Origin of the sequence: Lactobacillus sp. B4015 (genome assembly GCF_026536055.1) — a bacterium.
In the GTDB taxonomy this organism is placed as follows: Bacteria; Bacillota; Bacilli; order Lactobacillales; family Lactobacillaceae; genus Lactobacillus; species Lactobacillus panisapium.
This window is the reverse complement of record NZ_JAFNOY010000008.1, coordinates 83,732-108,478: the sequence shown is the minus strand read 5'-3', so window position 1 is coordinate 108,478 and position 24,747 is coordinate 83,732. Positions and strand designations below refer to the sequence as shown.

Annotated in this window: 16 protein-coding genes; 1 reads left to right on the top strand and 15 read right to left on the bottom strand. The window is 38.6% G+C overall.

What is annotated here, in order from left to right; genetic code table 11:
* Nucleotides 1-11,944, bottom strand: an 11,944-nt coding sequence (locus J3U71_RS09110) for a DUF1542 domain-containing protein (RefSeq protein ID WP_267394364.1), incomplete at its 3' end; no start/stop codon positions are given.
* Nucleotides 11,945-13,863: 1,919 nt separating this feature from the next.
* Between J3U71_RS09110 and J3U71_RS09105 the strand changes: the two genes are divergently transcribed.
* Complete coding sequence (locus tag J3U71_RS09105) at nucleotides 13,864-14,322, top strand: universal stress protein (protein WP_220269554.1); 459 nt, start codon at nucleotides 13,864-13,866, stop codon at nucleotides 14,320-14,322.
* Between the two features lie 58 nt (nucleotides 14,323-14,380).
* Here the strand turns inward: J3U71_RS09105 and J3U71_RS09100 are convergent, their stop codons facing one another.
* The 14 genes from J3U71_RS09100 to upp form a co-directional block, all read right to left on the bottom strand.
* Nucleotides 14,381-15,574, bottom strand: a complete 1,194-nt coding sequence (locus J3U71_RS09100; RefSeq protein WP_267394369.1) for an FtsW/RodA/SpoVE family cell cycle protein — start codon at nucleotides 15,572-15,574, stop codon at nucleotides 14,381-14,383.
* Between the two features lie 27 nt (nucleotides 15,575-15,601).
* Nucleotides 15,602-15,829, bottom strand: coding sequence for a DUF2969 domain-containing protein (locus tag J3U71_RS09095; protein ID WP_220269552.1), 228 nt, complete (start codon nucleotides 15,827-15,829; stop codon nucleotides 15,602-15,604).
* An 8-nt stretch (nucleotides 15,830-15,837) separates the two neighbouring features.
* Nucleotides 15,838-16,131 carry a membrane protein insertion efficiency factor YidD gene (gene yidD / locus J3U71_RS09090; RefSeq protein ID WP_220269551.1) on the bottom strand — a complete coding sequence of 98 codons (294 nt, stop codon included), beginning with the start codon at nucleotides 16,129-16,131 and terminating at the stop codon, nucleotides 15,838-15,840.
* 18 nt (nucleotides 16,132-16,149) lie between these two features.
* Nucleotides 16,150-17,139: a rod shape-determining protein gene (locus J3U71_RS09085; protein ID WP_220221055.1), complete on the bottom strand. Its 990-nt coding sequence runs from the start codon at nucleotides 17,137-17,139 to the stop codon at nucleotides 16,150-16,152.
* A gap of 82 nt (nucleotides 17,140-17,221) precedes the next feature.
* Nucleotides 17,222-17,452 (bottom strand): DUF1146 family protein, encoded by a 231-nt coding sequence (locus tag J3U71_RS09080; protein ID WP_220221054.1) that lies wholly within the window; start codon nucleotides 17,450-17,452, stop codon nucleotides 17,222-17,224.
* Nucleotides 17,453-17,523: 71 nt separating this feature from the next.
* Complete coding sequence (locus J3U71_RS09075; RefSeq protein WP_267394375.1) at nucleotides 17,524-17,961, bottom strand: F0F1 ATP synthase subunit epsilon; 438 nt, start codon at nucleotides 17,959-17,961, stop codon at nucleotides 17,524-17,526.
* 11 nt (nucleotides 17,962-17,972) lie between these two features.
* Nucleotides 17,973-19,412, bottom strand: a complete 1,440-nt coding sequence (atpD, locus tag J3U71_RS09070; protein ID WP_267394377.1) for a F0F1 ATP synthase subunit beta — start codon at nucleotides 19,410-19,412, stop codon at nucleotides 17,973-17,975.
* Nucleotides 19,413-19,435: 23 nt separating this feature from the next.
* Nucleotides 19,436-20,398, bottom strand: coding sequence for a F0F1 ATP synthase subunit gamma (locus J3U71_RS09065; RefSeq protein ID WP_220269548.1), 963 nt, complete (start codon nucleotides 20,396-20,398; stop codon nucleotides 19,436-19,438).
* 10 nt (nucleotides 20,399-20,408) lie between these two features.
* Complete coding sequence (gene atpA / locus J3U71_RS09060; RefSeq protein WP_267394380.1) at nucleotides 20,409-21,920, bottom strand: F0F1 ATP synthase subunit alpha; 1,512 nt, start codon at nucleotides 21,918-21,920, stop codon at nucleotides 20,409-20,411.
* 14 nt (nucleotides 21,921-21,934) lie between these two features.
* A complete protein-coding gene (gene atpH, locus J3U71_RS09055) occupies nucleotides 21,935-22,483 on the bottom strand; it encodes an ATP synthase F1 subunit delta (protein WP_267394382.1) in 549 nt (182 codons plus the stop codon).
* On the bottom strand, nucleotides 22,483-22,995 hold the full coding sequence (gene atpF, locus J3U71_RS09050; protein ID WP_220269545.1) for a F0F1 ATP synthase subunit B: 513 nt from the start codon (nucleotides 22,993-22,995) through the stop codon (nucleotides 22,483-22,485). The genes atpH and atpF overlap by 1 nt, the downstream gene beginning before the upstream one ends.
* Nucleotides 22,996-23,040: 45 nt before the next feature.
* Entirely contained in the window at nucleotides 23,041-23,265 is a 225-nt protein-coding gene (gene atpE / locus J3U71_RS09045) for a F0F1 ATP synthase subunit C (RefSeq protein WP_220269544.1), read from the bottom strand.
* A gap of 18 nt (nucleotides 23,266-23,283) precedes the next feature.
* A complete protein-coding gene (gene atpB / locus J3U71_RS09040; RefSeq protein ID WP_220269543.1) occupies nucleotides 23,284-23,997 on the bottom strand; it encodes a F0F1 ATP synthase subunit A in 714 nt (237 codons plus the stop codon).
* Between the two features lie 118 nt (nucleotides 23,998-24,115).
* Nucleotides 24,116-24,745 (bottom strand): uracil phosphoribosyltransferase, encoded by a 630-nt coding sequence (gene upp / locus J3U71_RS09035; RefSeq protein ID WP_267394385.1) that lies wholly within the window; start codon nucleotides 24,743-24,745, stop codon nucleotides 24,116-24,118.
* Nucleotides 24,746-24,747 lie beyond the last annotated feature (2 nt).

The following is a 24,747-nucleotide window of genomic DNA, read 5'->3' as shown; positions in this document are numbered from 1 at the left end:
CATTGCTGCCTGAACCGTTGGATCCTGAGCCATTGGAGCTGGAACCGTTTGATCCTGAACCGTTGGAACCAGAGCCATTGCTGCCAGAACCATTTGAGCCGGAACCATTGCTGCCGGAACCGTTGGAGCCGGAGCCATTAGAACCTGAACCATTGCTGCCTGAGCCGTTGGAGCCTGAGCCATTGGAGCCGGAACCGTTGGAGCCGGAACCATTGCTGCCGGAACCGTTGGAGCCTGAGCCATTGGAGCCGGAGCCATTAGAACCAGAACCATTGCTGCCAGAACCATTTGAGCCGGAACCATTGCTGCCGGAACCGTTAGAACCAGAGCCATTGGAGCCGGAGCCATTAGAACCTGAACCATTGCTGCCTGAGCCGTTGGATCCTGAGCCATTGGAGCCGGAACCGTTGGAGCCGGAACCATTGCTGCCTGAACCGTTGGAGCCTGAGCCATTGGAGCCGGAACCGTTGGAGCCGGAACCGTTTGAACCAGAACCATTGCTGCCGGAACCGTTGGAGCCTGAGCCGTTAGAACCGGAACCATTGCTGCCGGAACCGTTGGAGCCTGAGCCATTGCTGCCAGAACCATTTGAGCCGGAACCATTAGAACCAGAGCCATTGGAGCCTGAGCCGTTGCTACCGGAGCCATTAGAACCTGAACCATTGCTACCTGAGCCGTTGCTACCGGAGCCATTAGAACCAGAACCATTGCTACTTGAGCCGTTAGAACCGGAACCATTGCTACCTGAGCCGTTAGAACCGGAACCATTGCTGCCAGAACCGTTTGATCCTGAACCGTTGGAACCAGAGCCATTGGAGCCGGAGCCATTAGAACCAGAACCATTGCTACCTGAGCCGTTAGAACCGGAACCATTGCTGCCGGAACCGTTGGAACCAGAGCCATTGCTGCCTGAGCCATTGGAGTCGGAACCGTTGCTGCCGGAACCGTTTGAACCAGAGCCATTGCTGCCTGAGCCGTTGCTACCGGAGCCATTGCTGCCTGAACCGTTGGATCCTGAGCCATTGGAGCTGGAACCGTTTGATCCTGAACCGTTGGAACCAGAGCCATTGCTGCCGGAACCGTTGGAACCGGAGCCATTGGAGCCGGAACCGTTGGATCCTGAACCATTGCTACCTGAGCCGTTGGATCCTGAACCGTTTGAACCAGAGCCATTGCTGCCGGAACCGTTGGATCCTGAGCCATTGGAGCCGGAACCGTTTGAACCAGAACCATTGCTACCTGAGCCGTTTGAACCAGAGCCATTGCTGCCTGAGCCGTTGCTACCGGAGCCATTGCTGCCGGAACCGTTGGATCCTGAGCCATTGGAGCCGGAACCGTTGGATCCTGAACCGTTTGAACCAGAACCATTGCTACCTGAGCCGTTTGAACCAGAGCCATTGCTGCCAGAACCATTTGAGCCGGAACCGTTGCTGCCGGAACCGTTTGAACCAGAGCCATTGCTGCCGGAACCGTTGGAACCGGAGCCATTGGAGCCGGAACCATTGCTACCTGAGCCGTTGGATCCTGAACCGTTTGAACCAGAGCCATTGCTGCCGGAACCGTTGGATCCTGAACCGTTTGAACCAGAACCATTGCTACCTGAGCCGTTTGATCCTGAACCGTTTGAACCTGAGCCATTGGAGCCGGAACCATTAGAACCTGAGCCATTGGAGCCGGAACCATTAGAACCTGAGCCATTGCTACCAGAACCATTGCTGCCGGAACCGTTGGAGCCTGAGCCATTGGAGCCGGAACCGTTGGAGCCGGAACCATTAGAACCTGAGCCATTGCTACCAGAACCATTGCTGCCGGAACCGTTTGATCCTGAACCGTTTGAACCAGAACCATTGCTACCTGAGCCGTTTGATCCTGAACCGTTTGAACCAGAGCCATTGGAGCCGGAACCATTGGAGCCGGAACCATTGGAGCCGGAACCATTAGAACCTGAGCCATTGCTGCCTGAACCGTTGGAGCCGGAGCCATTGCTGCCTGAACCATTCGAGCCGGAACCATTAGAACCTGAGCCATTGCTGCCAGAACCATTTGAGCCGGAACCATTGGAGCCGGAACCATTGCTGCCAGAACCATTGCTGCCGGAGCCATTAGAACCAGAACCGTTTGATCCTGAGCCATTGCTGCCGGAACCATTTGAGTCGGAACCGTTGGAACCGGAGCCATTTGAGCCTGAACCGTTAGAGCCGGAACCACTCGAATTTGGAACAAGCGATTGAATCACATCTTGAGCTTGAGCAATTAGAGAAATAATTGTTTCATCTGAATTTGCTAAACCTATTTTAAGTTTTGTATCGTTAATAACTTGATCAATTTTTTCTTTGGTTGATTTCTTTTCATCAGAACTTAGATAGTTGATGCCATCAACTTGTTTTTTAGCGGTATCACCATATTGACTGATAATAGTCTTTGCTCTATCTTTATTCTTTAACAAAATAGCATCAGTCACAGTTTGATTAATCTTTGCAGAACCATCAGATTCGGCATTATTAACTTCATCAGCATCAGTAGCTTTATCTATAGCCAACTTAGCCGCAGCTGCTACTGTATCTATTGCTGCATTAGCAGCAATTTTTTGTTCATTAGTTAAATTCAAGTCATAAGATATCTTGCTTTTAGCTTTATCAGCAACTGTATCAATTTCAGATTTAGCAGCTTTCTTTTGATCGTCTAATGTGATGACAGGCTTTTGAGCTGCTTCAATTTTAGCAATTCCATTTGATACAGCGTCATTGATACCCTCAGCACCTTTAGCTTTGCTTATCGCATTTTTAGCTTCAGCTGCTGCATCATCAATAGCTTGCTTTTCCTTAGCTTTTTCATTTGCTGATTTTGATTCATCTTTGTCAACCGTATTCAAAGCTGTAGTAGCAGTATCATTAATTAACTTGATTGCATCAGTCTTTTGATCAGCGAGTGGTTTCCCAGATGTGTATTGTGCATCAATTGAATTTATACCTGATTCAAGTTTTTTAACAATATCTGCAGAATCTTCAGCACGATCGATTGCATTTTTAGCTTTGCCTGCTTCTAAGTCAACATTAGCAGCTTGTCTATACCTTTCAGATATAGTTAAGTTAGCATCACTATTAATTCTCTTTTTAATTACTTCTGCTTCGGCATCAATTGCAGCCTTAGCATTTTGTTTTCTTGTTGACAAGTCTTTGGAGCTATTTGCTTGGGTTACTACATTATTAATTGCAGCCTTACCATCAGAAACAGCTTTAGAAATTTCTTCGACACTAGTTGCCGCATCAACCTCTTTTTTGGCTGTAGTTGTAGCATTGTCAATTGCTTGATTGGCTTCAGCCTTTTCAGTATCAGTAAGCTTATTGGATTGTGCAATCTTGTTCTTAGCGTCTTTTGCAGCCGCATCTAGATCACTATTACCCTTGCGCTTAGCTGCCTGAAGTTGTGCGTCAGTTAAGGCTTGATTAATCGCTGCAATTCCTTTTTGTTTGAAATCATTGATTTGATCATCAGTAGCACCAATTACATCTGTAACCGCCTTATCGTGGGCAGTTTGTGCTTGTTCTTTAAACTTAGCTATTTCATCAGCTGTTAAGCCAGTTTTACCAGTATCATCTTTAAGGGCTTCGATCTTGTCTAGTACTCCAGAAATATCAACATCTTTATCGCCCTTAAGTACCCTATCAAGTTCTTTAATGGCATTGTCACGATCTTTTCTAATTTGATCTGCATTTGCTGAGTTAGCGCTAGTGACAATGTTAGTAATTCCGTTTATCGTATTATCCTTGATTGTTGAAACGGTCTCCGCATCAGTTTCTGCATCAATATCTGAATTACCAAGTTTTTGAACTTCATCCAGAGCACTTTGATCACTCGGATTAATTTCGCCATTATTACCCTTTAAATCAGTTTTCGCCTTATCTACAGCCTTTTGAATAGCTTGTTTAGCTTGAGCCTTGATGATGGCTAACGATGCCTTCGATTCTGCACTTGAAATGCTAGAGTTCCCATCAGTTAATGCCTTGTTTAATTCATCATTATTTTTAGCTGAATCAACTTTTGCCTTTGCAGCAGCACAAGCCTGATCGATTGTGCCACCCTCCTTAATAGCATCTTCATACGCTTGGGTTGCTTTATCATAATCAGCTTTTGTAGCTGCTTTTTGATCCTCAGTTAACTTTTGATAGTCATCAGTTAACTTATCATAATTATTCTTAAGATCAGTCTTGGCGTTTGTTGCTGCAGTATCCAAAGTACTCTTGGCTGAATTCTTATTGGCATCAAGATTTACTGTTGCCGCAACATCAATGTTTGCCTCAGCTTCTTTTTCTGCTGTCTCAACATCAGCTGCCGTAGTTGTAACTGCATCAATATTTGTTATTCCCTTATCGCGAGCATCCTTAATAGCTTGTTCTATTTTTGTCTTATCATCAGCCGTTAAGTCCGTATTGTCATCAATGCGGTCAATTGCCTTTTCGGCATATTGGGTAAGTTTCCGTTTATTTGCCTCTTTGGCAACATTAAGATCACTAACCACGTTGCTGATGTTTGTCACGCCTTCTTGAGCGTTCGTTTTAACTTGGTCTGCTGTTGCTGGATCAGGATTTTCAATCTTGTCTTTAGCTGCATCATAAGCATCATTTATTTCACTATTTAACTGATTCTTGGTATCGTCATCAACATTAGTTAATTTCTTAACTTGGTCAAGAGCGTCCTTCTTAGCTTGTTGGATGTTATTTAAGCCTAGATCTTTAGCAGATTGAAGTGATGCATCATTTTCGACCTGATTTATTTTTCCTTTGGCCGTATCCTCACTGGATTTAACTGCTTCTGTATTTTTAGCAGCGTTAATTTCAGTCTTGGCATCAGCTAAAGCTTGATCAACTTTAGCTGTATAGCCATCTTTTTCGACTTGGGATAAGTTCTTATCATTGGCAATCTCAGTCTTAACTTTATCAGCTGATTCCGTTAGATCATCAATTGCATTCTTTTTCGCTTTTCTTAAATCTTGTTCTGCCTGACTGCCATTGATGTTATTTGCAATCTTATCCATGTCATTGATGGCCTTGGTTTTATCCGTACCGACTGTAGTAACATCATCATCGTTCGTAACTTTCTTAACGGCAGCATCATAAATACTATTTATATTATTTACTGCATCTTTCCAATTTGAATCGTCAACAGAACCATTCTCATGAGCAGCATTTACAATACCAAGATCGTTATTCTTAGCAGAAGCCAAATCAGTTAATGCACGCAATTTTTCTGCAGCAAGTGAAGCGTCTTGTTCAATTTTATTAATATTATCAATACCGGTGTTTTGTGCAGAGGTAATTGCGTTTGCGGTTGTAGCGGCATCGATAGCTGTTTCTGCAGCTTTCTGGGCAGCTTCAATTTTATCTTTATATTTCGTCTTGCTGTCAGCATCAAGAAATCTATTGTTTTCAATGTCACTCTTGGCCTTTGTTGCTGCACCTTCAATTGCTTGTTTTGCTGTATTACGTTGAGTATTTAATAAATTGTCTCCAGCTGTTGCCGCAACATTAATGTTTTCCTCAGCTTCTTTTTCTGCTGCCTCAACATCAGCTACCGTGGTTGTAACTGCATCAATATTTGTTATTCCCTTATCGCGAGCATCCTCAATAGCTTGTTCTATTTTTGTCTTATCATCAGCCGTTAAGTCCGTATTAGCATCAATGCGGTCAATTGCCTTTTCGGCATATTGGGTAAGTTTCCGTTTATTTGTCTCTTTGGCAACATTAAGATCACTAACCACATTGTTGATGTTTGTCACGCCTTCTTGAGCGTTCGTTTTAACTTGGTCTGCTGTTGCTGGATCAGGATTTTCAATCTTGTCTTTAGCTGCATCATAAGCATCATTTATTTCACTATTTAACCGATTCTTGGTATCGTCATCAACATTAGTTAATTTCTTAACTTGGTCAAGAGCGTCCTTCTTAGCTTGTTGGATGTTATTTAAGCCTAGATCTTTAGCAGATTGAAGTGATGCATCATTTTCGACCTGATTTATTTTTCCTTTGGCCGTATCCTCACTGGATTTAACTGCTTCTGGAGTTTCGGCGGCGTTGATTTTAGTCTTGGCATCAGCTAAAGCTTGATCAACTTTAGCTGTATAGCCATCTTTTTCGACTTGGGATAAGTTCTTATCATTGGCAATCTCAGTCTTAACTTTATCAGCTGATTCCGTTAGTTCATCAATTGCATCCTTTTTCGCTTTTCTTAAATCTTGTGCATCCTGATCGCCATTAATGCCATTTGCAATCTTATCCATGGCACTGATAGCGTCATTTTTATCCGTACCGACTGTAGTAACATCATCATCGTTCGTAACTTTCTTAACGGCAGCATCATAAATACTATTTATATTATTTACTGCATCTTTCCAATTTGAATCGTCAACAGAACCTTTATCATGAGCATCATTTACAGTTTCAAGATCGTTATTCTTAGCAGTAACTAATTCAGTTAATGCACTGGCTTTTTCTGCAGCAAGTGAGACATCACTAATATTATTAATACCGGTGTTTTGTGCAGAGGTAATTGCGTTTGCGGTTGTAGCGGCATCGATAGCTGTTTCTGCGGCTTTCTTGGCAGCCTCAATTTTATCTTCATATTTCGTCTTGCTGTCAGCATCAAGAAATTTATTGTTTTCAATGTCACTCTTGGCCTTTGTTGCTGCACCTTCAATTGCTTGTTTTGCTGTATTACGTTGAGTATTTAATAAATTGTCTCCAGCTGTTGCCGCAACATTAATGTTTTCCTCAGCTTCTTTTTCTGCTGCCTCAACATCAGCTACCGTGGTTGTAACTGCATCAATATTAGTTATTCCTTTATCGCGAGCATCCTCAATAGCTTGTTCTATTTTTGTCTTATCATCAGCCGTTAAGTCCGTATTAGCATCAATGCGGTCAATTGCCTTTTCGGCATATTGGGTAAGTTTCCGTTTATTTGTCTCTTTGGCAACATTAAGATCACTAACCACATTGTTGATGTTTGTCACGCCTTCTTGAGCGTTCGTTTTAACTTGGTCTGCCGTTGCTGGGTCGGGATTTTCAATCTTGTCTTTAGCTGCATCATAAGTATCATTTATTTCACTATTTAGCTGATTCTTGGTATCGTCATCAACATTAGTTAATTTCTTAACTTGGTCAAGAGCGTCCTTCTTAGCTTGTTGGATGTTATTTAAGCCTAGATCTTTAGCAGATTGAAGTGATGCATCATTTTCGACCTGATTTATTTTTCCTTTGGCCGTATCCTCACTGGATTTAACTGCTTCTGGAGTTTCGGCGGCGTTGATTTTAGTTTTAGCATCAGCTAAAGCTTGATCAACTTTAGCTGTATAGCCATCTTTTTCGACTTGGGATAAGTTCTTATCATTGGCAATCTCAGTCTTAACTTTATCAGCTGATTCCGTTAGATCATCAATTGCATTCTTTTTCGCTTTTCTTAAATCTTGCTCTGCCTGACTGCCCTTGATGTTATTTGCAATATCAGCCATTTTTTGGATGGCGTCGGTTTTATCAGTATCGACAGTCTTGATATCATTATCCTTGGTTGTGATTTTAACAACCGCTTGATTATAAATGTCATTTATGTTATCTCTTGCAGTTTGTGCTGTTTGATCATCAATGGAGCCATCCTTACGAGCAGTGTCTATAAGACCAAGATCTTTTTCCTTAGCAGTAGCCAATTCAGTTAATGCACTGGCTTTTTCTGCAGCAAGTGAGGCGTCTTGTTCAACTTTATTTATATTATTAATACCGGTGTTTTGTGCAGAAGTAATTGCATCTGCGGTCGTAGCGGCATCTATAAGTTTTTCAGCCGTGCTCTTTGCAGCATCAATATCGTTATTATATTGGGTCTTTGTTGCTGGATCCAGTAAATCATCAGAAATTGCAGAAATAGCATCCTTTGCAATTTTGGCGGCAGCATCAACTGCTTGTTTTGCTGTATTACGTTGATTATTTAATATATCGTTTCCAGCTGTTTTCGGAACATTATTAATTTGATCAATATATTCCTGTGCTGTAGTATCAATTTTTGCACTTTCAGCTTTATTAACAGCATCCGTTCCTTCGCTAACTAAAGAATCAATTTGATCCTTATAAGTTTGTGGATCAGATAAGTCTTTATTCTGGTCAATTTGTGCTTTTGCATTAGTTGCAGCATCATTAATACGGCCAATAGCCTTTGCTTTGGTTTCCAGTTCATTTAACGCTGCTATTCCATCATTTAAGTGACCTTTGATATCAGCAGCAGTTGGATCTTGATCAATTAAATCTGCATAGCCAGTTTTTTTATCGTTTGTAACTAGCGCACCAGCTTGAGCTTTATAATCGGCTTTCTCTTTTTCAGACAGACCATCAATTTTATCAATAGCACCTTGCACAATAGTATTACTATTAGATAGCTGATCCTTAGCAGCGACTTTAACGGCATCTAAAATATTAGTTTTACCCGTATTTTCCACGTTGTTTACATCTGTTGTGTTATCACCAACAGGCGCAGCACTATCAGATATGTTATCAATAGCAGTAATGGCAGCTGTCTTAGCCTTTTCAACACCCTTATTAGTGGTTGAATCTAAGCCTAATGTTGTTTCACAGTCTTTGGCAAAACCGTCAAGTTCACCTTTAGCAGCTTCCTTGTTAAAAATGTTAGTAGCTTTCGTCTCCTTATTCTTAACGTCATCAACGTTGTCACTACCATAAATCGACTTCGCAGGATCGAAATTAGCGTCACCTTTCTTTGCTAAAGCAGCTTTCTCGGCGTTGTCGATTGCGTCAATATATTTTTGCTGCTCTTCATTAGAAAGGCTAGTTTTATATATTCTTGCTTTAGCAGCATCTGCAGCATTCGCAATCGCTTTACTAGAAGTATTTACCTGGTCACTTAAAGCTTTCGATTCCTTCTGGGCCGTATCATAAGCTATTTGTAATTTACTTAAAGCATCTTTCTTTCTCTTCTCTACTTCTGGAATATTATCAGCACCATAAACCGATTTGTTAGAATCATAGTCGCTAGAATTTGACTTAGCAGCAACCTGTTTTGCATTAGCAATAGCATTCTTTAAATCATCACTAAGCTTTATTGATTGATCATTATTAATCGTTTGCAACTCATCATTGATTTCTTGAGCCGCTGTATCTTGAGCCGCTGCTAAAACGTCAACAGCAATTGGTCTGTGGTTTGAATCTGTTTCAGACAATTTAGTTGCCAGTGGATTATATTCGATAAAATTAGCATTAGGGTATAATTCGATTTTATCGCCTTTTTTCAGGGCTTTGGTTGTTTCAGCTGGAATGTTAAAACTAAATTCGTAACGGCCAGTTTGCTCATTATATTTAGCCATAGCAGTAAAGTCATGAGACAATGTCTTACCGGAATCTGCTGTTTGCTTATACGGATCATCTATTCCGCTGTTAGGCTTAATAGATATTTTTTTACCAGATGAATCTTTGACATAAGCCCTTAAATAAGCATTGGTTCCACCTGGAAGAATCTTACTAAATAGGCCGTCACTGTTCACACCATCATTTTCATCTGTATAATTCAAAATTGAACCAGTGATAGTGCTTGTGCCATCTTCGTTATACGATACCTTAACATCAGCAGGATTAATATCCAAAAAGCCGCTTGGGTTGGCCGGTATAAAACTAATATCGTTATAGCCTATGTTTGAAGAATTGCTAAAGGCGTAATTGATAATTCCACTAAAGACATTATCATATGTGGCTTTGCCACTATCAGCAAGCCCCTTTAAATTAGTTAGAATATCATTCGGTAATTTCTTTAAAATAGGACCTATTTCTTTATCATCCAGGATTTTTTGAAGAGTAACTGTATCAAAAATTTGTTGACCATTTAATACTTCAATACCATTTGGAGCAACCGTGATTTTTCCATTAGTCTTGCCAACCTTTAATAAGTGGTAAGGTGGCAACGTGAGATCTTTGAGACTAGAATCAATACTAGAAAGATTTAGCTTTTGCCGTACGTTGGTAATGGTAACCTGGTTATTGCCGATAAGACTGGTACCAGAATTCGTGTTAAGGTGTGCATCCAGAACTAAAGACTTAGGATTATTAACTGTCAAATTACCAGACGCATCAATTAGTGTTATAGCTCCACTACCTGCACCAGTCGATCCACCATTTCCCAAGCGAATTTCAAAAGTACCATTTTCAATGTCTGCACTGCTGGCAATTGAAACTAATGTACCGTTATAGTCGCCCATATCTTCCCCAGTTATTTTCAAAGAACCATTGGGATTAATGATGAAATTACCGCCGTCGAAAATTAAGCTGTTATTAGTATTATTAGAAATATTGCCGTTAGTATTAACGTTAACACTGCCGCCAGATCCAATATTAAACGATGAATTAGGATCATTAAGTCCAATAGCCTTTGCTTGCGCAGCATTTCGTGTTCCATTATAAACAACCCTAGAGTCACTAGATTTGCTCTTGCCGACATTAATGTTTAAAGCACCTTCAACGTCAATATTTCCTGAACCAGCTATGTAAATGCCATATGTAGTACCAGTATTTTCACTAGGATTGTTACCTAGAGAACCATCTGCATTACCTAATGGATTTAAAGTAACAGTGGCTCCTTGCTCAACATGGATGTTGCCGTTGCCTTGTGACATCTGGATAACATTACCGCCATAAGTTGTACCTGTGAAAGTACAGCCCGTATCGAAATAAATATTATTATCGTTATTAGTAAATTCAAATAGTTGTTGTGTATTACCACCACCCTTTGCTATATGTCCTTGAGGATCTACAGGACTTTTATAATTATTATTAATTGTTTCCGCAGTAATTTTATTCTTCAAGTGGATTTCGTTATGGCTACCAACATATAACATTTGGGAACCATGAAAATCAATATCATCCAGTGTAATAATCGCAGTATTTTTCTTAGTTGCATCATAACTGAAATAATCGGTTTTAATTATACCGTAATAATCTGAACTCCAAATTTCTAAGTTTCGGTAGGTTATCTGAAGTTGATTACTACCAATTAAATTAGGATGAGATCCTTCAAAATCAATAATATGTCTGGTATTACCACCTGATGTAATTAACAGTTTTCTTCCGGGAATGTCAAAAGAATCTTGTGTATTTTCAGTTACATAACAAATATCTTGCATAATATCAATTTCTGAAACATTAGCATTCGTATAAGCAGATTTAAATTGATCCCAGTTATAAATATGCGCGGCACCATTAATAATCGTTGGTATAGGGCCTGTTGTGTTGTCATCAGCTCTAGTTTGAACCTTTTGCTCTTGATCAGTAACGGCAAGATTCGGATTATCACTCCCAGTTAATTCATCAGCTTTTTCCTGGTTAGCGGTAGAATTAGCCATTAATTTACTTGTGTCATCTTTTACATCCGTTGAACCAGTGATGTCAGAAGCATTGCTCTGGCTCGATTTGGTAAGAGCAGAACTTTGATTCTGATTTGAATTCTTCTGATCAGTTGCTTGTTTTTCAGCAGAATCATCAATCTGATTGTCTTTTTCAGCAACAGATTGCGTTTCACTAGATTTACTCAAAGGTTGATTATTGTTACTGTTATCATTTTTCACAATTACCTTGTCAGTACCTTTAAAAAATGAAGTTAAACCTTTATAAGTCGACAGTTTGGGATTCTTTACTTTTATACTGTCAGATTGAGTATTTTGGACTTCAATCTTTTTCCCAGAACTATTCGAAGAGGATTGAGCAGAATCTGTGTTTACATTTTCACTAACTTCCTGATTAGGGTCAACAGTATCAGCTTTCGCTGTTTGACTGTTTAAACCAAAATAAGTAAAGCCAAGTAATACAGAGGCCGCTCCAATACTTAGTTTACGTATTGAAAAATGGTCTTGCTTGGATTGCATTTCCATCTTCTTCAAGCGTTCTTTGTAATTATTCTTTCCTAACATACAAACGTCCTTTCCTATTGACAAATACTATACAGGTTTAAGATAGCCCCAAATTATTGAGATGTCAATATTTAATTTATTTTTTATGTGCTTTTATAAAAAACTAAATTTGTAATTTTAATTAATCTTATATTCGATTATTGGTCTATTTTTTTCTAAAACACATAACTTTTGCGGCTTAAATAAAATAACGTATTAAGCAATTTTCTTGGTTTGTCATTTAGGTAAAAAGAATAATATTTTTAGGTGAGACCTTTTATACCTTTTAATTCTTTTTCAACATCAATCTTGTTTAAAAAAACATGACCAGGTTTAATTAAATAAATAAGTAGTAAAAGCTTAACAATAAGAAAGAACTAATTGAAACATATTGCCTAAGCTTAATTATTTATATTTAGTTATTCATTATTAATTTACATATGCTTAGTATTATTTAATACTGCTAGCAATACTGTGATAAAGAAGACCGGATCTTTTAATAAACCACATAAAATTCAGATTTTAAATCAAACTATTAAAAATACTTTTCTATAGCCAAATATTCATCAGTTAAAATTAGAATTTTTTATACGATGTCGAACACTTTAGTCTGATTATAAGAACAATGTATTTGGAAAAGAAATTATCGGTTAGGCTTAACTCACCTCGTTTAGCAAAAGTGTTAGAGCTATTTTCAAACTTACTCTTTTAGGTAGGTCTTCGGCACACATTGTTTTTTTATGAACAACAGCTACACATAGTCATTGAAACTATTATTTTTGAAGCAATCCATGGCCATCTAGTTATATGCAAATAAGGGTTGCCCGTGATTATTCTCATAAGATTTGCTCTCAAAAGTGAGCTTGCTAAAAGCTACTGAAAGATGCGTAGTTAGAGTTTCAGTCTGCTAAAAAACCAAAATGAATTAGAACCGAGCAATGAAAAATTAAAATGCTGTTGTTAACCAACTTATCTAAATAAAAAATAGCCCTTTAAATTCAGGCTATTCGGGTTAACAATTTTCAAGAGTGTATTTATAATTTGACTTAAGTCTTTACTTCGTATTAGTTTTGTAATTAAAAGCTATTAATGCAGTACAAGCTTAATTTTAGCTTTAAAAACTAAGAAAAAATTTCTGGTTTTTGCGCAAATCACATTGGTGCGCCGGCCATCGCATTATTGTACAATGATATTCACGAATTAAAAAATATTACTACGCTTATAAAGATTATTAATTTTAAACGATACTAAAAAGTTTAATTTATTGAGTTTAAACCTAGCAAATATATTAATTGCTTTTACGATGGAATTAAGCCTCCTCATAATTCATAAACCCTTGACAAATATTATGCTCTTAGGTAGTATAATAATTGATCTGAGTCGAACTAATGGCTTAATTATTTATAGTTGACCGGTCAAACATAAAACATGCGAGATTGTAAATAACTTTCGAATCGGAAGACTATCTGTTGATAGGATCCATATTCGTTGCGATACGTCTCATTTATTTGAACACTGCGGGTTCAACAAGCATTGTTTTGCTACTTTAGTCGACTTGGATTTATTTAGAATATTACGAAGCGGTCTGATGACCGTTTTTTATTTGGAGAAATTGATGATTCTTAAATTTGTTATGACGATTTACCTGGTAATCATACTGGCAACTGCCCTATACTTATGGAGCAACCGCAAGCGGCAATTTTTAATTTACAGTCAAAAAAGCAACACCAGTTTTACTCATATCATGTCATGGACAGCAATTATTTTAACAATTGAATGTCTTATCGGCTGTTTCATATTATTTCAAGCAAATAAATACCTGAACTTAATAACCCTGTTTCTTAGTTCCATCACTATTTTAATTTTTAGTCTTTTAATTAATCAAAAGAATGATTAGTGCAGCCAAAATTTGGTAAAATAGTATTAGAGAGGTGTTTTATATGATGAAACAATATCACCGTATTCAGGTGGCCGTTGATGGTTCAAAAGAAGCAGATTTAGCTTTTAAAAAGTCTGTTGCTGCTGCTAAACGTAATGAGGCAGTACTTGAAATTTTACATGTCATTGACACCCGTTCATTTCAAAATGTTTCGAGTTTTGACTCTGAAATGGTTGAACAGGTTTCAAATGACGCGAAAGAAAAACTGCAGGAATACTATGACGAAGCTAGGAAAGCTGGTGTTGAAGAAGTACATTTTTCAATTGAATTTGGCTCTCCAAAATCAATCATCGCTCACGAATTTCCAAAGAAGCATCAAATTGATCTAATTATCGTTGGTGCTACTGGCTTAAATGCGGTTGAACGAATTTTAATTGGTAGTGTGACCGAGTATGTTACTAGAACCGCTGACTGTGATGTTCTAGTTTGCCGTTCAAAAGAGAACCAGGATTTAATTTAAACTAAAAAAACACTTCAAGAATTTTCGAAGTGTTTTTTTATGCGAATAAATAAATTAATTAGAAGTCACCTGCTTGGCTAAACATGTAATCCTTATTATGAAACTTCATTGAGAGAATCATGCCAATTCCAATCATGTTGCCAATTAGGGCTGATCCCCCCTGCGAAATAAATGGTAGAGGTATACCGGTTAATGGCAATAAATCAATGCTCATTCCTATGTTTTCAAAAACATGAAACAAAATCATCATAATCACCCCAGTTGAAACATACGAATAAAAAGCATTTTTTGTATCAAAAGTAATACGAACCATTTGAATAATTAAATATAGGTATAACAATATTACCGCGACACTGCCAACGAAGCCAAGGGACTCGCCAATGACAGAATAAACCATATCAGAGCCGCGAACTGGAACATACACACTAAGGTTCCCAAAACCATTACCAAATATCTGCCCTGAACCAATCGCCTGCATGCTCTGCCATAGCTGGTAGGCTGCTTTTGAAGTATCCGTCGAGGGGTTAAGCCAGGACATAATTCGTCTAAACTGATAAGGCTGAAAGAAATGGCTAAGAAAAGACTGTCCTCCAGCAGTTGTAACCATAAAAATAGTTACTGTTCCTAATATAAAGACAGCTACAAACATCGGTGTGATGATTTTCCACGATATTCCTGAAACAAGTATAACGCCACCAACGATAGCAATAAACACTAGCATGGTCCCAAAGTCATTTTGTAATTTTAACAAGACAGCAATCGGAAAAAGCCAAGCTAGCATCTTACCGATGAGTAGCCAATCGTTTTTTATTGTATGTGCCATCTTTTGGTTATGTTCATGAACAACCCGCGCTAGCATTAAAATAAATGCCGGTTTCATAACCTCCGAAGGCTGAAATGAAATTGGTCCGAGCTTAAACCAACTCTTTGCCCCCGCATCAGCCGCAATACTCCGATTATAAAAGAATAAAACGGCAACAAGCAGCATTATCCCAAAACCATAAACATAAGGTGCGATCCTAAATAATTGTTCCGCATCGAATTGAATCACAAAAATAACAATTACAAACGAGATAACGTACCATAATCCCTGCATCAATACGGCTTTTAATGGGCTACCCATATGACTTGGATCATCAACTGCCGCAAAGTAAATTGAGTAAAGACCAATTGCCGCAAGAATTAAAACAGGAATCACAATATTCCAAGCTATCTGATCAAAAAGACTAGTTTTATTTTGTACTTTTACCATTAATTATCACTGTCCGATACTGTTTAACTATTTTTCATGTAATGAAAAGTAAGAAAGCAAGTCGTTAATGCTGCTTTCTAAACTTTTTGAATACAAGATACTGTTAGTCTTTCCAGTTGTGGCACGATAACGACCAGAAATCTTTTCAATTAAACCAATCGCTTTTTTATTTGGAATCACTACTTCCCAAGTTGGGTTTTCCTTTCCTTTTAATTCATTTATCTCAACGTTTATATTTTCTGGCTTTCTTGACATAACTTCTCCTACTTTACATATGGATGAAATTTTTTAGCGATAATTTCATCTTCATATTTTTCTGGATGAGGATTACGTAAAATAGTAAATTTATCTGGCACGGGATCTACTCCGCCGCGTACAAATGGATTGCACCGTAAAATTCGGCAAATTCCCATGACTAACCCTAAAACCGGTCCAAATTTCTTTAATGCATCAATCATATAGGTTGAACATGTTGGATAATAACGACAACTTTTAGGTAAAGCCGGGGATATAACCTTTTGATAAATTTTAACTAAAAAAATCATTAACTTACGCAAGCCAATCTCCCAATTCTATCAATGACGCTGATGCTTTTCGATATTCTTAAGTAAAATACCTGTTCCCAAGGCTACAGCCTCTAAAGGATGATCGGCAGTCAATACAGGAACTTTAAGATAATACGAAATAAGTTTATCAATATTTTTAAGTAGTGCTCCACCACCAGTAAGCATAATGCCACGATCAATAATATCAGCTGATAATTCCGGTGGTGTTTTTTCTAAAACATCTTTTGTAGCCGCAATAATAGTCATTAAACCATCATGAAGTGCTTCTTGAATTTCTGGAGCTGAAACTGTGGCTTGCTTAGGTAACCCATCAACTACATCTCTACCACGAACAGTAATCGTTTCTTCTTTATCCGGCTCGAAAGCACTGCCAATTTCAATTTTAATCTGTTCAGCGGTCCGAGATCCAATTAAAAGATTGTGCTTATTTTTAATATATGAAACAACTGCTTGGTTCATATGATCGCCGGCATAGCGCAAAGATTGACTAGTTACAATTTCACCCATTGATAAAACGGCTATATCGGTAGTTCCACCACCAATATCAATTACAATGTTTCCTTGCGGCTTAAAAATATCAAGACCAGCACCTACTGCGGCAACCTTAGGTTCGAAATCTAAGTATACTTTACCGCCACCAGATTTTTCTGCTGCTTGAATTATCGCTTTTTGTTCAATTGACGTAACTCCTGTTGGCGCACAAATTAGTATGTTAGGCTTTGACATAAAGCCTTTGACATTTAACTTTTCGATAAAGTAGGACAGCATCGCCTCTGTAATATCAAAATCGGCAATGACACCATTTTTCAATGGTCTAATTACCCGAATATTACCGGGCGTCCGCCCAACCATTTTATAAGCCTCTGTACCAACGGCTACAACTTTATTTGTACTTGTATTAACAGCGACAACTGAGGGCTCATTCAAAACTATTCCTTTGCCAGAAACATTGATAAGCACATTGGCTGTCCCCAAATCTATTCCTATATCTCGTGCCACGATAATCCTCCATAAATATTCATTGTACATTTTACCATAAAGATACCAAGTTTGCTTTTAGCTTCATTCGTTTAATTAAGTCTTAAAAGAAATTACTCAGCTGCAAAGATGTGTCAATTAGAGTAATGAAAAAGTTGCCTACTAAAAAGCCTAAAGCAATTGCAGCAAAAATCAACAAAAGCTGAGCCTCAAAAATTTTATTTTTTCGTATAATTTTCTCTACTTGAACGCTTTTCATAATTTGAAACGATAAGCCGATTGTAATCAAGTAAATTACAATACTAATCAAGGCATGTACACCAAGTTGAAACATACTTCTTCTCACATTTCTTCAATTAAATAAAAACGGATGCACAAAATTGTGCGTCCGTTAAAACTTTAATACTATTTACTTGAATTGTAAACACTAATTCTGTTTACAGCCCTTCTTAATGCAACTTGGGCTCTTTCCAGTGAACGTTGATCATGCGCAGCTTTAGCTTCTTTCATTGCATTTTGTGCACGTTCTCGAGCTGCCTCGGCACGCGAAACATCAATATTGCTGGAGCGTTCCGCACTATCCGCAATAATAGTTGCAACGTTATTTGAAAATTCGAAGTAGCCACCGCTAACAGCAATATGGTTAACAGCATTATTCATCTGTCGACTACGAGTTACTTTGATTTCGCCAATTGCGAGTGGCGTTAAAATCGGTAAGTGATTATACAGAATCGACCGCTGACCATCTATTGCACGCATTTCCACAATACTGCAATGATGTGAAAAAATTAGCCCATCTGGAGTTACAACATTAACCTTAAAAAGCTTTTCTGGATCTGCCATGTGACATCACCCTACTTTTCTAACAAGGCTTTAGCTTCAGGATCACTAGCTGTTACGCCCATAACTTTTGCTTTTTGTAAAACATCTTCGATTGGGCCTACACTACGAAATGCATCTTCAGGAAGATCATCCAAATGACCATCGAGAATCATCTTAAAGCCTTTAATTGTTTCTTTAATTGGAACATATGAACCAGGAACCCCGGTAAATTGTTCAGCAACAAAGAAGTTTTGTGACAAGAAGAACTGAATCTTACGAGCACGACTAACAATTACTTTTTCTTCATCAGATAATTCGTCCATACCTAAAACAGAAATAATATCTTGCAGTTCATGGTAACGTTGCAAAATATGTTGTACACGAGTTGCAATATCATAATGTTCCTCACCAACTACTTCAGGATCCAAAGCGCTTGATGTTGACTCTAAGGGGTCAACTGCTGGATAGATACCTTGCTCAACCAAGCTACGCTCCAAATTAGTAGTAGCATCCAAGTGAGCAAAAGTAGTCGCAGGTGCTGGGTCAGTATAGTCATCAGCAGGCACATAAACGGCTTGAATTGAAGTAATTGAACCCTTCTTTGTCGAAGTAATTCTTTCCTGCAATTGCCCCATTTCAGTTGCCAAAGTTGGCTGATAACCAACGGCACTTGGCATCCGACCTAGTAAAGCTGAAACCTCAGAACCAGCTTGCGTAAACCGGAAGATGTTATCGATAAAGAGCAACACATCTTGCCCTTCAACATCTCTAAAATACTCTGCCAAAGTTAACCCGGTTAATGCAACTCGCATTCTGGCACCAGGCGGCTCATTCATTTGTCCGAAAACCATGGCGGTTTTGCTTAAAACGCCAGATGCTTTCATTTCAAAATAAAGGTCGTTACCTTCACGAGTTCTTTCACCAACACCAGTGAAAACGGAAATACCACCGTGTTCTTGCGCAATGTTATGGATTAGCTCTTGAATAATAGTTGTTTTACCAACACCGGCACCGCCGAACAGCCCAACTTTACCACCACGAACATATGGCTCCAGCAGGTCAATAACCTTAATTCCAGTTTCAAGTATTTCTTGACTAGTTGTTAATTCATCATACTTTGGTGCATTTCGGTGAATACTATTACGAGCATGATCCTTATCAAATTTTGGACCATTATCGATTGGTTCACCGAGAACATTAAACACACGTCCTAAAGTATCGTTACCAACAGGAACGGATATTGGACCGCCGGTATCTTCGACTTTCATTCCGCGACGGAGACCATTGGTAGATTCCATGGCGATTGTTCTTAAAACGCCATCCCCAAGCTCTAGCGTGACTTCAAGGACAATAGTTTCATCCTCTGATTTAACTACACGCAAAGCATTGTCAATATCAGGTAGGTTTTTATCAAGTGGAAATTTAACATCGACAACGGGGCCGATTACTTGAACAACTTCACCTTCACTCAAAACATCTACCTCCTTTTCTCAATTTATTTCAAAGCATTAGCACCACTGACAATTTCAGTGATTTCAGTGGTAATTTCTGCTTGTCTTGCACGGTTTAATTTAGTTGTCAGACTTGAAACCAAGTCATTAACATTGTCTGTCGCACTCTGCATAGCAGTCATTGAGCTTGCATGCTCGGCTGTTTTTGCGTCCAGAATAGCTCCGTAAATAGTTGAACGAGCATATTGTGGAATTAAAGTGGTCAAAACTGCGTTAACATCTGGTTCAATATCATATTCTAAATCTCTGTGTGCTTCAGCTTCTTTGATTCCAATATCAATATCGACAACCGGTAACATTTTTTCAACTCTAAATGCAGAAGACAAAGAGTTAATGTGGTGCGTATAACAAACATACAATTCATCATAAACACCATTCAAATACATTTTAATCGCTGTTGAGACGATTGGTAAAACCTCATCAAATGTTGGAACATCAGAAATAGCAGCATTTTCATACACAACATTTAAGTTATTCTTTTTAAAAAATTCTGCCCCTACAGAGCCCACTGCTAAAATTTTAATATCTTTATTTTCAGCTTTGGAATCTTGAACAAGACCCATCATATTTTTAATGACGGCACTGTTATATGAGCCAACAAGGCCACGGTCACCAGTTATAACTAAATAACCAGTTGATTTGACCTTTTTCCTTGCTTGAACCATATCAGAAACGATTCCTAAGCCAAAAACATTTTCATAATCGATTTTGCCAATACTATCTTCGTCAACAGCAACATTTTCTTTCTGTAAATGACGGACAACTTCTGCACTCATTAAGCGAGACAAGGTTTGTCTTACATGATCGTTATAAATCGTGTAGCCCTCATCGCGCTTTTCAGTTTGATTAAGTTTTGAAGCAGAAACCATTCTCATGGCTTCCGTAATCTTACCAGTTTGCTTAACTGAAGCAATTTTTTTCTTCAACTCAAGTAAAGATGCAGGCATAAGCTACCTCCTATTTATTACTTGGTGAAAAACTATCAGCAAATTGTGAAATTGCAGATTTCAACTCAGTTTCATCTGGCAATTCTCCTGTTTTACGGATGTGATCTAATAGATCTGCATGATTACTATCAAAGTTATCGTAAAGTTCTTTTTCAAACCGCGCGATATCTTCAACAGGAACGGAATCGATGTAACCGTGAGTTAATGAATACAATAAAATAACTTGCTTTTCGACTGGAATTGGGTCGTGCAAAGGTTGCTTTAATACTTCAACAACTCTGCGTCCCCGGTTTAACTTAGCCTGGGTTGCCTGATCCAAATCACTGCCAAATTGAGCGAAACTTTCCAATTCATGGTAGGCTGCCAAATCTGTACGCAATGTACCGGCAACCCTCTTCATAGCCTTTATCTGGGCACTACCACCAACACGAGAAACTGAATTACCAGCATCAATAGCTGGACGAGTTCCCGCAAAGAACAAATCACTTTGTAAGAAAATTTGACCATCCGTAATAGAAATTACGTTGGTTGGAATATAAGCCGAAATATCGCCAGCTTCAGTTTGGATAAATGGAATGGCAGTCATCGAACCGCCACCAAGATCATCACTCAACTTTGCACTACGCTCCAACAGACGTGAATGCAAATAGAAAACATCACCAGGATAAGCTTCACGACCAGGCGGACGACGAAGTAGCAAAGAAAGTTCACGGTAAGCAACAGCTTGCTTGGATAGATCATCAAAGATCACCAGAACATCCTTGCCATTGTACATAAATTCCTCGCCCATAGCTGTACCAGCATATGGTGCAATATACAGCATTGGTGCTGGTTCACTTGGTCCTGCTTCAACAACAATGGTATAGTCCATTGCGCCAAAACGTTTTAATGTTTCTACTTGTGTTCTAACAGTTGACTCTTTTTGACCAATAAAGACATAAATACAAATTACATCCTGTCCCTTTTGGTTCAAAATTGTGTCAACTGCCAGACTAGTTTTACCGGTTTTACGGTCACCTATGATTAACTCACGCTGACCACGACCGATTGGAACTAAAGCATCAATCGCTTTAATACCAGTTTGCAGTGGTTGATTAACTGATTGTCGCTGCATAACACCCGGTGCTGAAGCCTCGATTGGACGAGTTTTTGAGGCCTTAATGTCGCCTAAGCCATCAACTGGCTGACCTAATGGATTTACGACCCGACCAATTAACTCATCTCCAACCGGCACTCTCATAATTTCACCGGTTCTTTTGACTTGGTCACCTTCACGAATATCATCAAAGTTACCCAAAATAATGATACCAACATCATTAGATTCAAGGTTTTGGGCAATACCATAAGAACCATTGTCAAATTCCAATAGTTCATTAGCAAGAACATTATTCAATCCGTGAGCCCGGGCGATACCATCACCTATGTAAGTTACAACCCCAACTTCGTTGATGTCGAGTTTGTCATCATAGTGTTCAAGCTGTTGCTTGATTAAAGAGCTAATCTCTTCTGCTTTAATGCTCAATGGTTTCACCTCTTTTAATTTTTACTAATTAACTGCGCACGAATTTTTTTCAGTTTGTTTTTAACTGAGCCATCAATCACGCAATCGCCAACTTTCAGGATTACACCACCGATTATACTTTTGTCAACTTCATTTTTTAGATTAACACTAGTTAAATCGTACTTTTTTGCGTAACTCTGACCTAAAGCTTTTAATCGTGCATCATCAAGCTCAACAGCGGTAACAGCCGTACCTGTCATAATTTTCTTATTGTCATTATATAGCTCATTAAAGCAATCAATAATGTCAACTAATTGTAAAAAATGGTTATAATCTAACAGCAAATTTAAAAAGGTCTGAACTTCTTCAGTAAAACCTGCTTCAATTATTGATAACGACTTTTTCTTTTCAGCGCTATTAAAAACCGGATCGCTAAAAACACTTAAAATCTTAGGGTTAGCGGAAACTGCCTCACGCAATTCCCCTAAATCTGCATGAACTTTATCTAAAGCATTCATGTCCTGCGCATAATCAAATAGTGCAGTACCATAACGTGCAGCAATTTCTTTTTTAGTCAAGGCCATTATTCGTTCAGCCCCTTAATAAATTGATCGACTAAATCTTTCTGATCGTCAGCAGATAAATTCTTTGCAATCACTTTTTCTGCAATCGTCACTGAAATATCTGCAACCTGTGCGCGGGCTTCGTTTAGAGCATCTGATTTAGCTTGAGCAGCATCTGCTTGAGCTTTTTCATGAATAGATGCTGCATCATCATTAGCCTCAGCAACAATTTGACTGCTTGTTTTCTGAGCATTCGCCTTTGCATCCGAGAGAATTTGCGTTGCCTCTTGTTTTGAATTCTTCAAGGCAGCTTCACGTTCATTAGCTAAAACTTCAGCTTTTTTACGGTTGTCAGCAGCCGAATCCAAATCATTAATCACCTTTTGCCGTCTTTTCTCCATCATGTTGGAAACTGGTCCCCAAGCATAATGTTTTACTAAGATAAGCAAAATCGCAAAAACTATTAAATACCAAATGGTATTGCCAAGATATATATGACCTGCAGAGGCTGCAAATAAAGTTTGAAATATCATTTACTGCCCTTCTCTCTTTTTACTTTAACCGAAATTTTTAAAAAATTAACGGAAGAGAATCAGAAAAGCAACAACGATCGCCAAAATTGGAACGGCTTCAATTAAACCAACACCGATAAACATAGTCGATCTCAAGTTACCTGCACTTTCAGGCTGACGAGCTATACTTTCAACCGTCTTTGTAATAACTTTACCATTACCCCATGAAGCAGCTAAAGCAGCAATACCAGCTACAACCGCTGCGGAAATATATTTAAAAGCTTGTGACATATTTAAACCTCCGAAAAATTATTCTTGTGTAACCTTTTTACCAATGTACACCATTGATAAGGTTACGAAAACATATGCCTGGATAGAGCCAATGAAGACAGAGAAACCTTGCCATATCATAGCAAGCGGTGCAGCTAAAACTAAAGTTAGTGCACCATAGCTAGGTGCAAAACTATTACCAATTAAAGTTAGTAAAACTTCACCTGCATAAATATTACCATATAGACGCAAAGACAGCGTTAAAAAGTTAGTAATCTCTTCCATCATATTAATCGGAAAAAGAAAACCAACAGGTTCAGCATAATTACGCCAATAACCTTTAGTGCCAAATCTTTGCATTCCAAATGTAAATGATAGAAGCAAGGTCATCATTGCAAACGACATTGTCGTTACTGGATCAGCAGTTGGGGATTTAACGAAAATGCTATCGCCAGCCTTGACTTCCAAGAAAAGACCTAATTGGTTCATAAACCAAATAAATAGAAACAACACAAAAGCATATAAGGACAAGTGCTTGCGCGCATCAGGATCACTGACATTATCTTTAACAATTCCATCAGTAAAATCAAGCAGGTACTCAATCACATTTTGCCTTTTGTTAGGCTTCATTTCAACTTTTCGTGAAAGCCAGATGCAGACAAATAAAACCACAGCTGCCATTAAAGTTGAGCCAATAATCCCCGAAAGATCAAAGGTCAAACCCAAGAACTTAAAAACAAATGGTCTCTCCATTACTTCGTGACCTCCCTTCTTGTGCCCAAATTATAGAACACTCATACAATATTAACACCAAACAAAAATTTTGTGAAAAATTGTAAGCGAATTTTCTTAATTTTTTTGCTTAAAGACACTATTTTGTGCCAAATAAACGATCACCTGCATCACCAAGCCCTGGTGTGATGTAACCGTTGGGCAACAGTTTTTCGTCTTCAGCAGCTGCATAAATATCAACATCAGGGTTTTCTTCTTGAATGGCTTTAACACCCTCGGGAGCAGCAACTAAAACTGCCAGCTTAATTGCTTTAACGCCTCGCTTTTTCAAAGCACCAATGGCCATGTTGGCAGAACCACCAGTTGCCAACATTGGATCAACTACTAAGCATTCGCGCTCAGCTATATCCTTTGGCATTTTGCAAAAGTACTCATGTGGCTTTAATGTTTCTTCGTCACGGTACATTCCAATTACGCCAACTTTGGCCGATGGAATCATTTCCATCACACCATTGAGCATCCCGATTCCTGCACGTAAGATTGGGACAATGGTCATCTTTTTGCCAGCAATCTCTTTTTGCGTGGTTTTGCCAATAGGTGTTTCAATTTCAACATCTTTTAACGGTAAATCGCGAGTAATTTCATAAGTCATTAGTCCCCCAATTTCACCAACAATTTGCCGAAATTCATTGGAACTTGTTTCCTTACGGCGAATAATTGTTAACTTATGCTGGATCAACGGGTGATCTAAAACCGTAAATTTGCCCATCT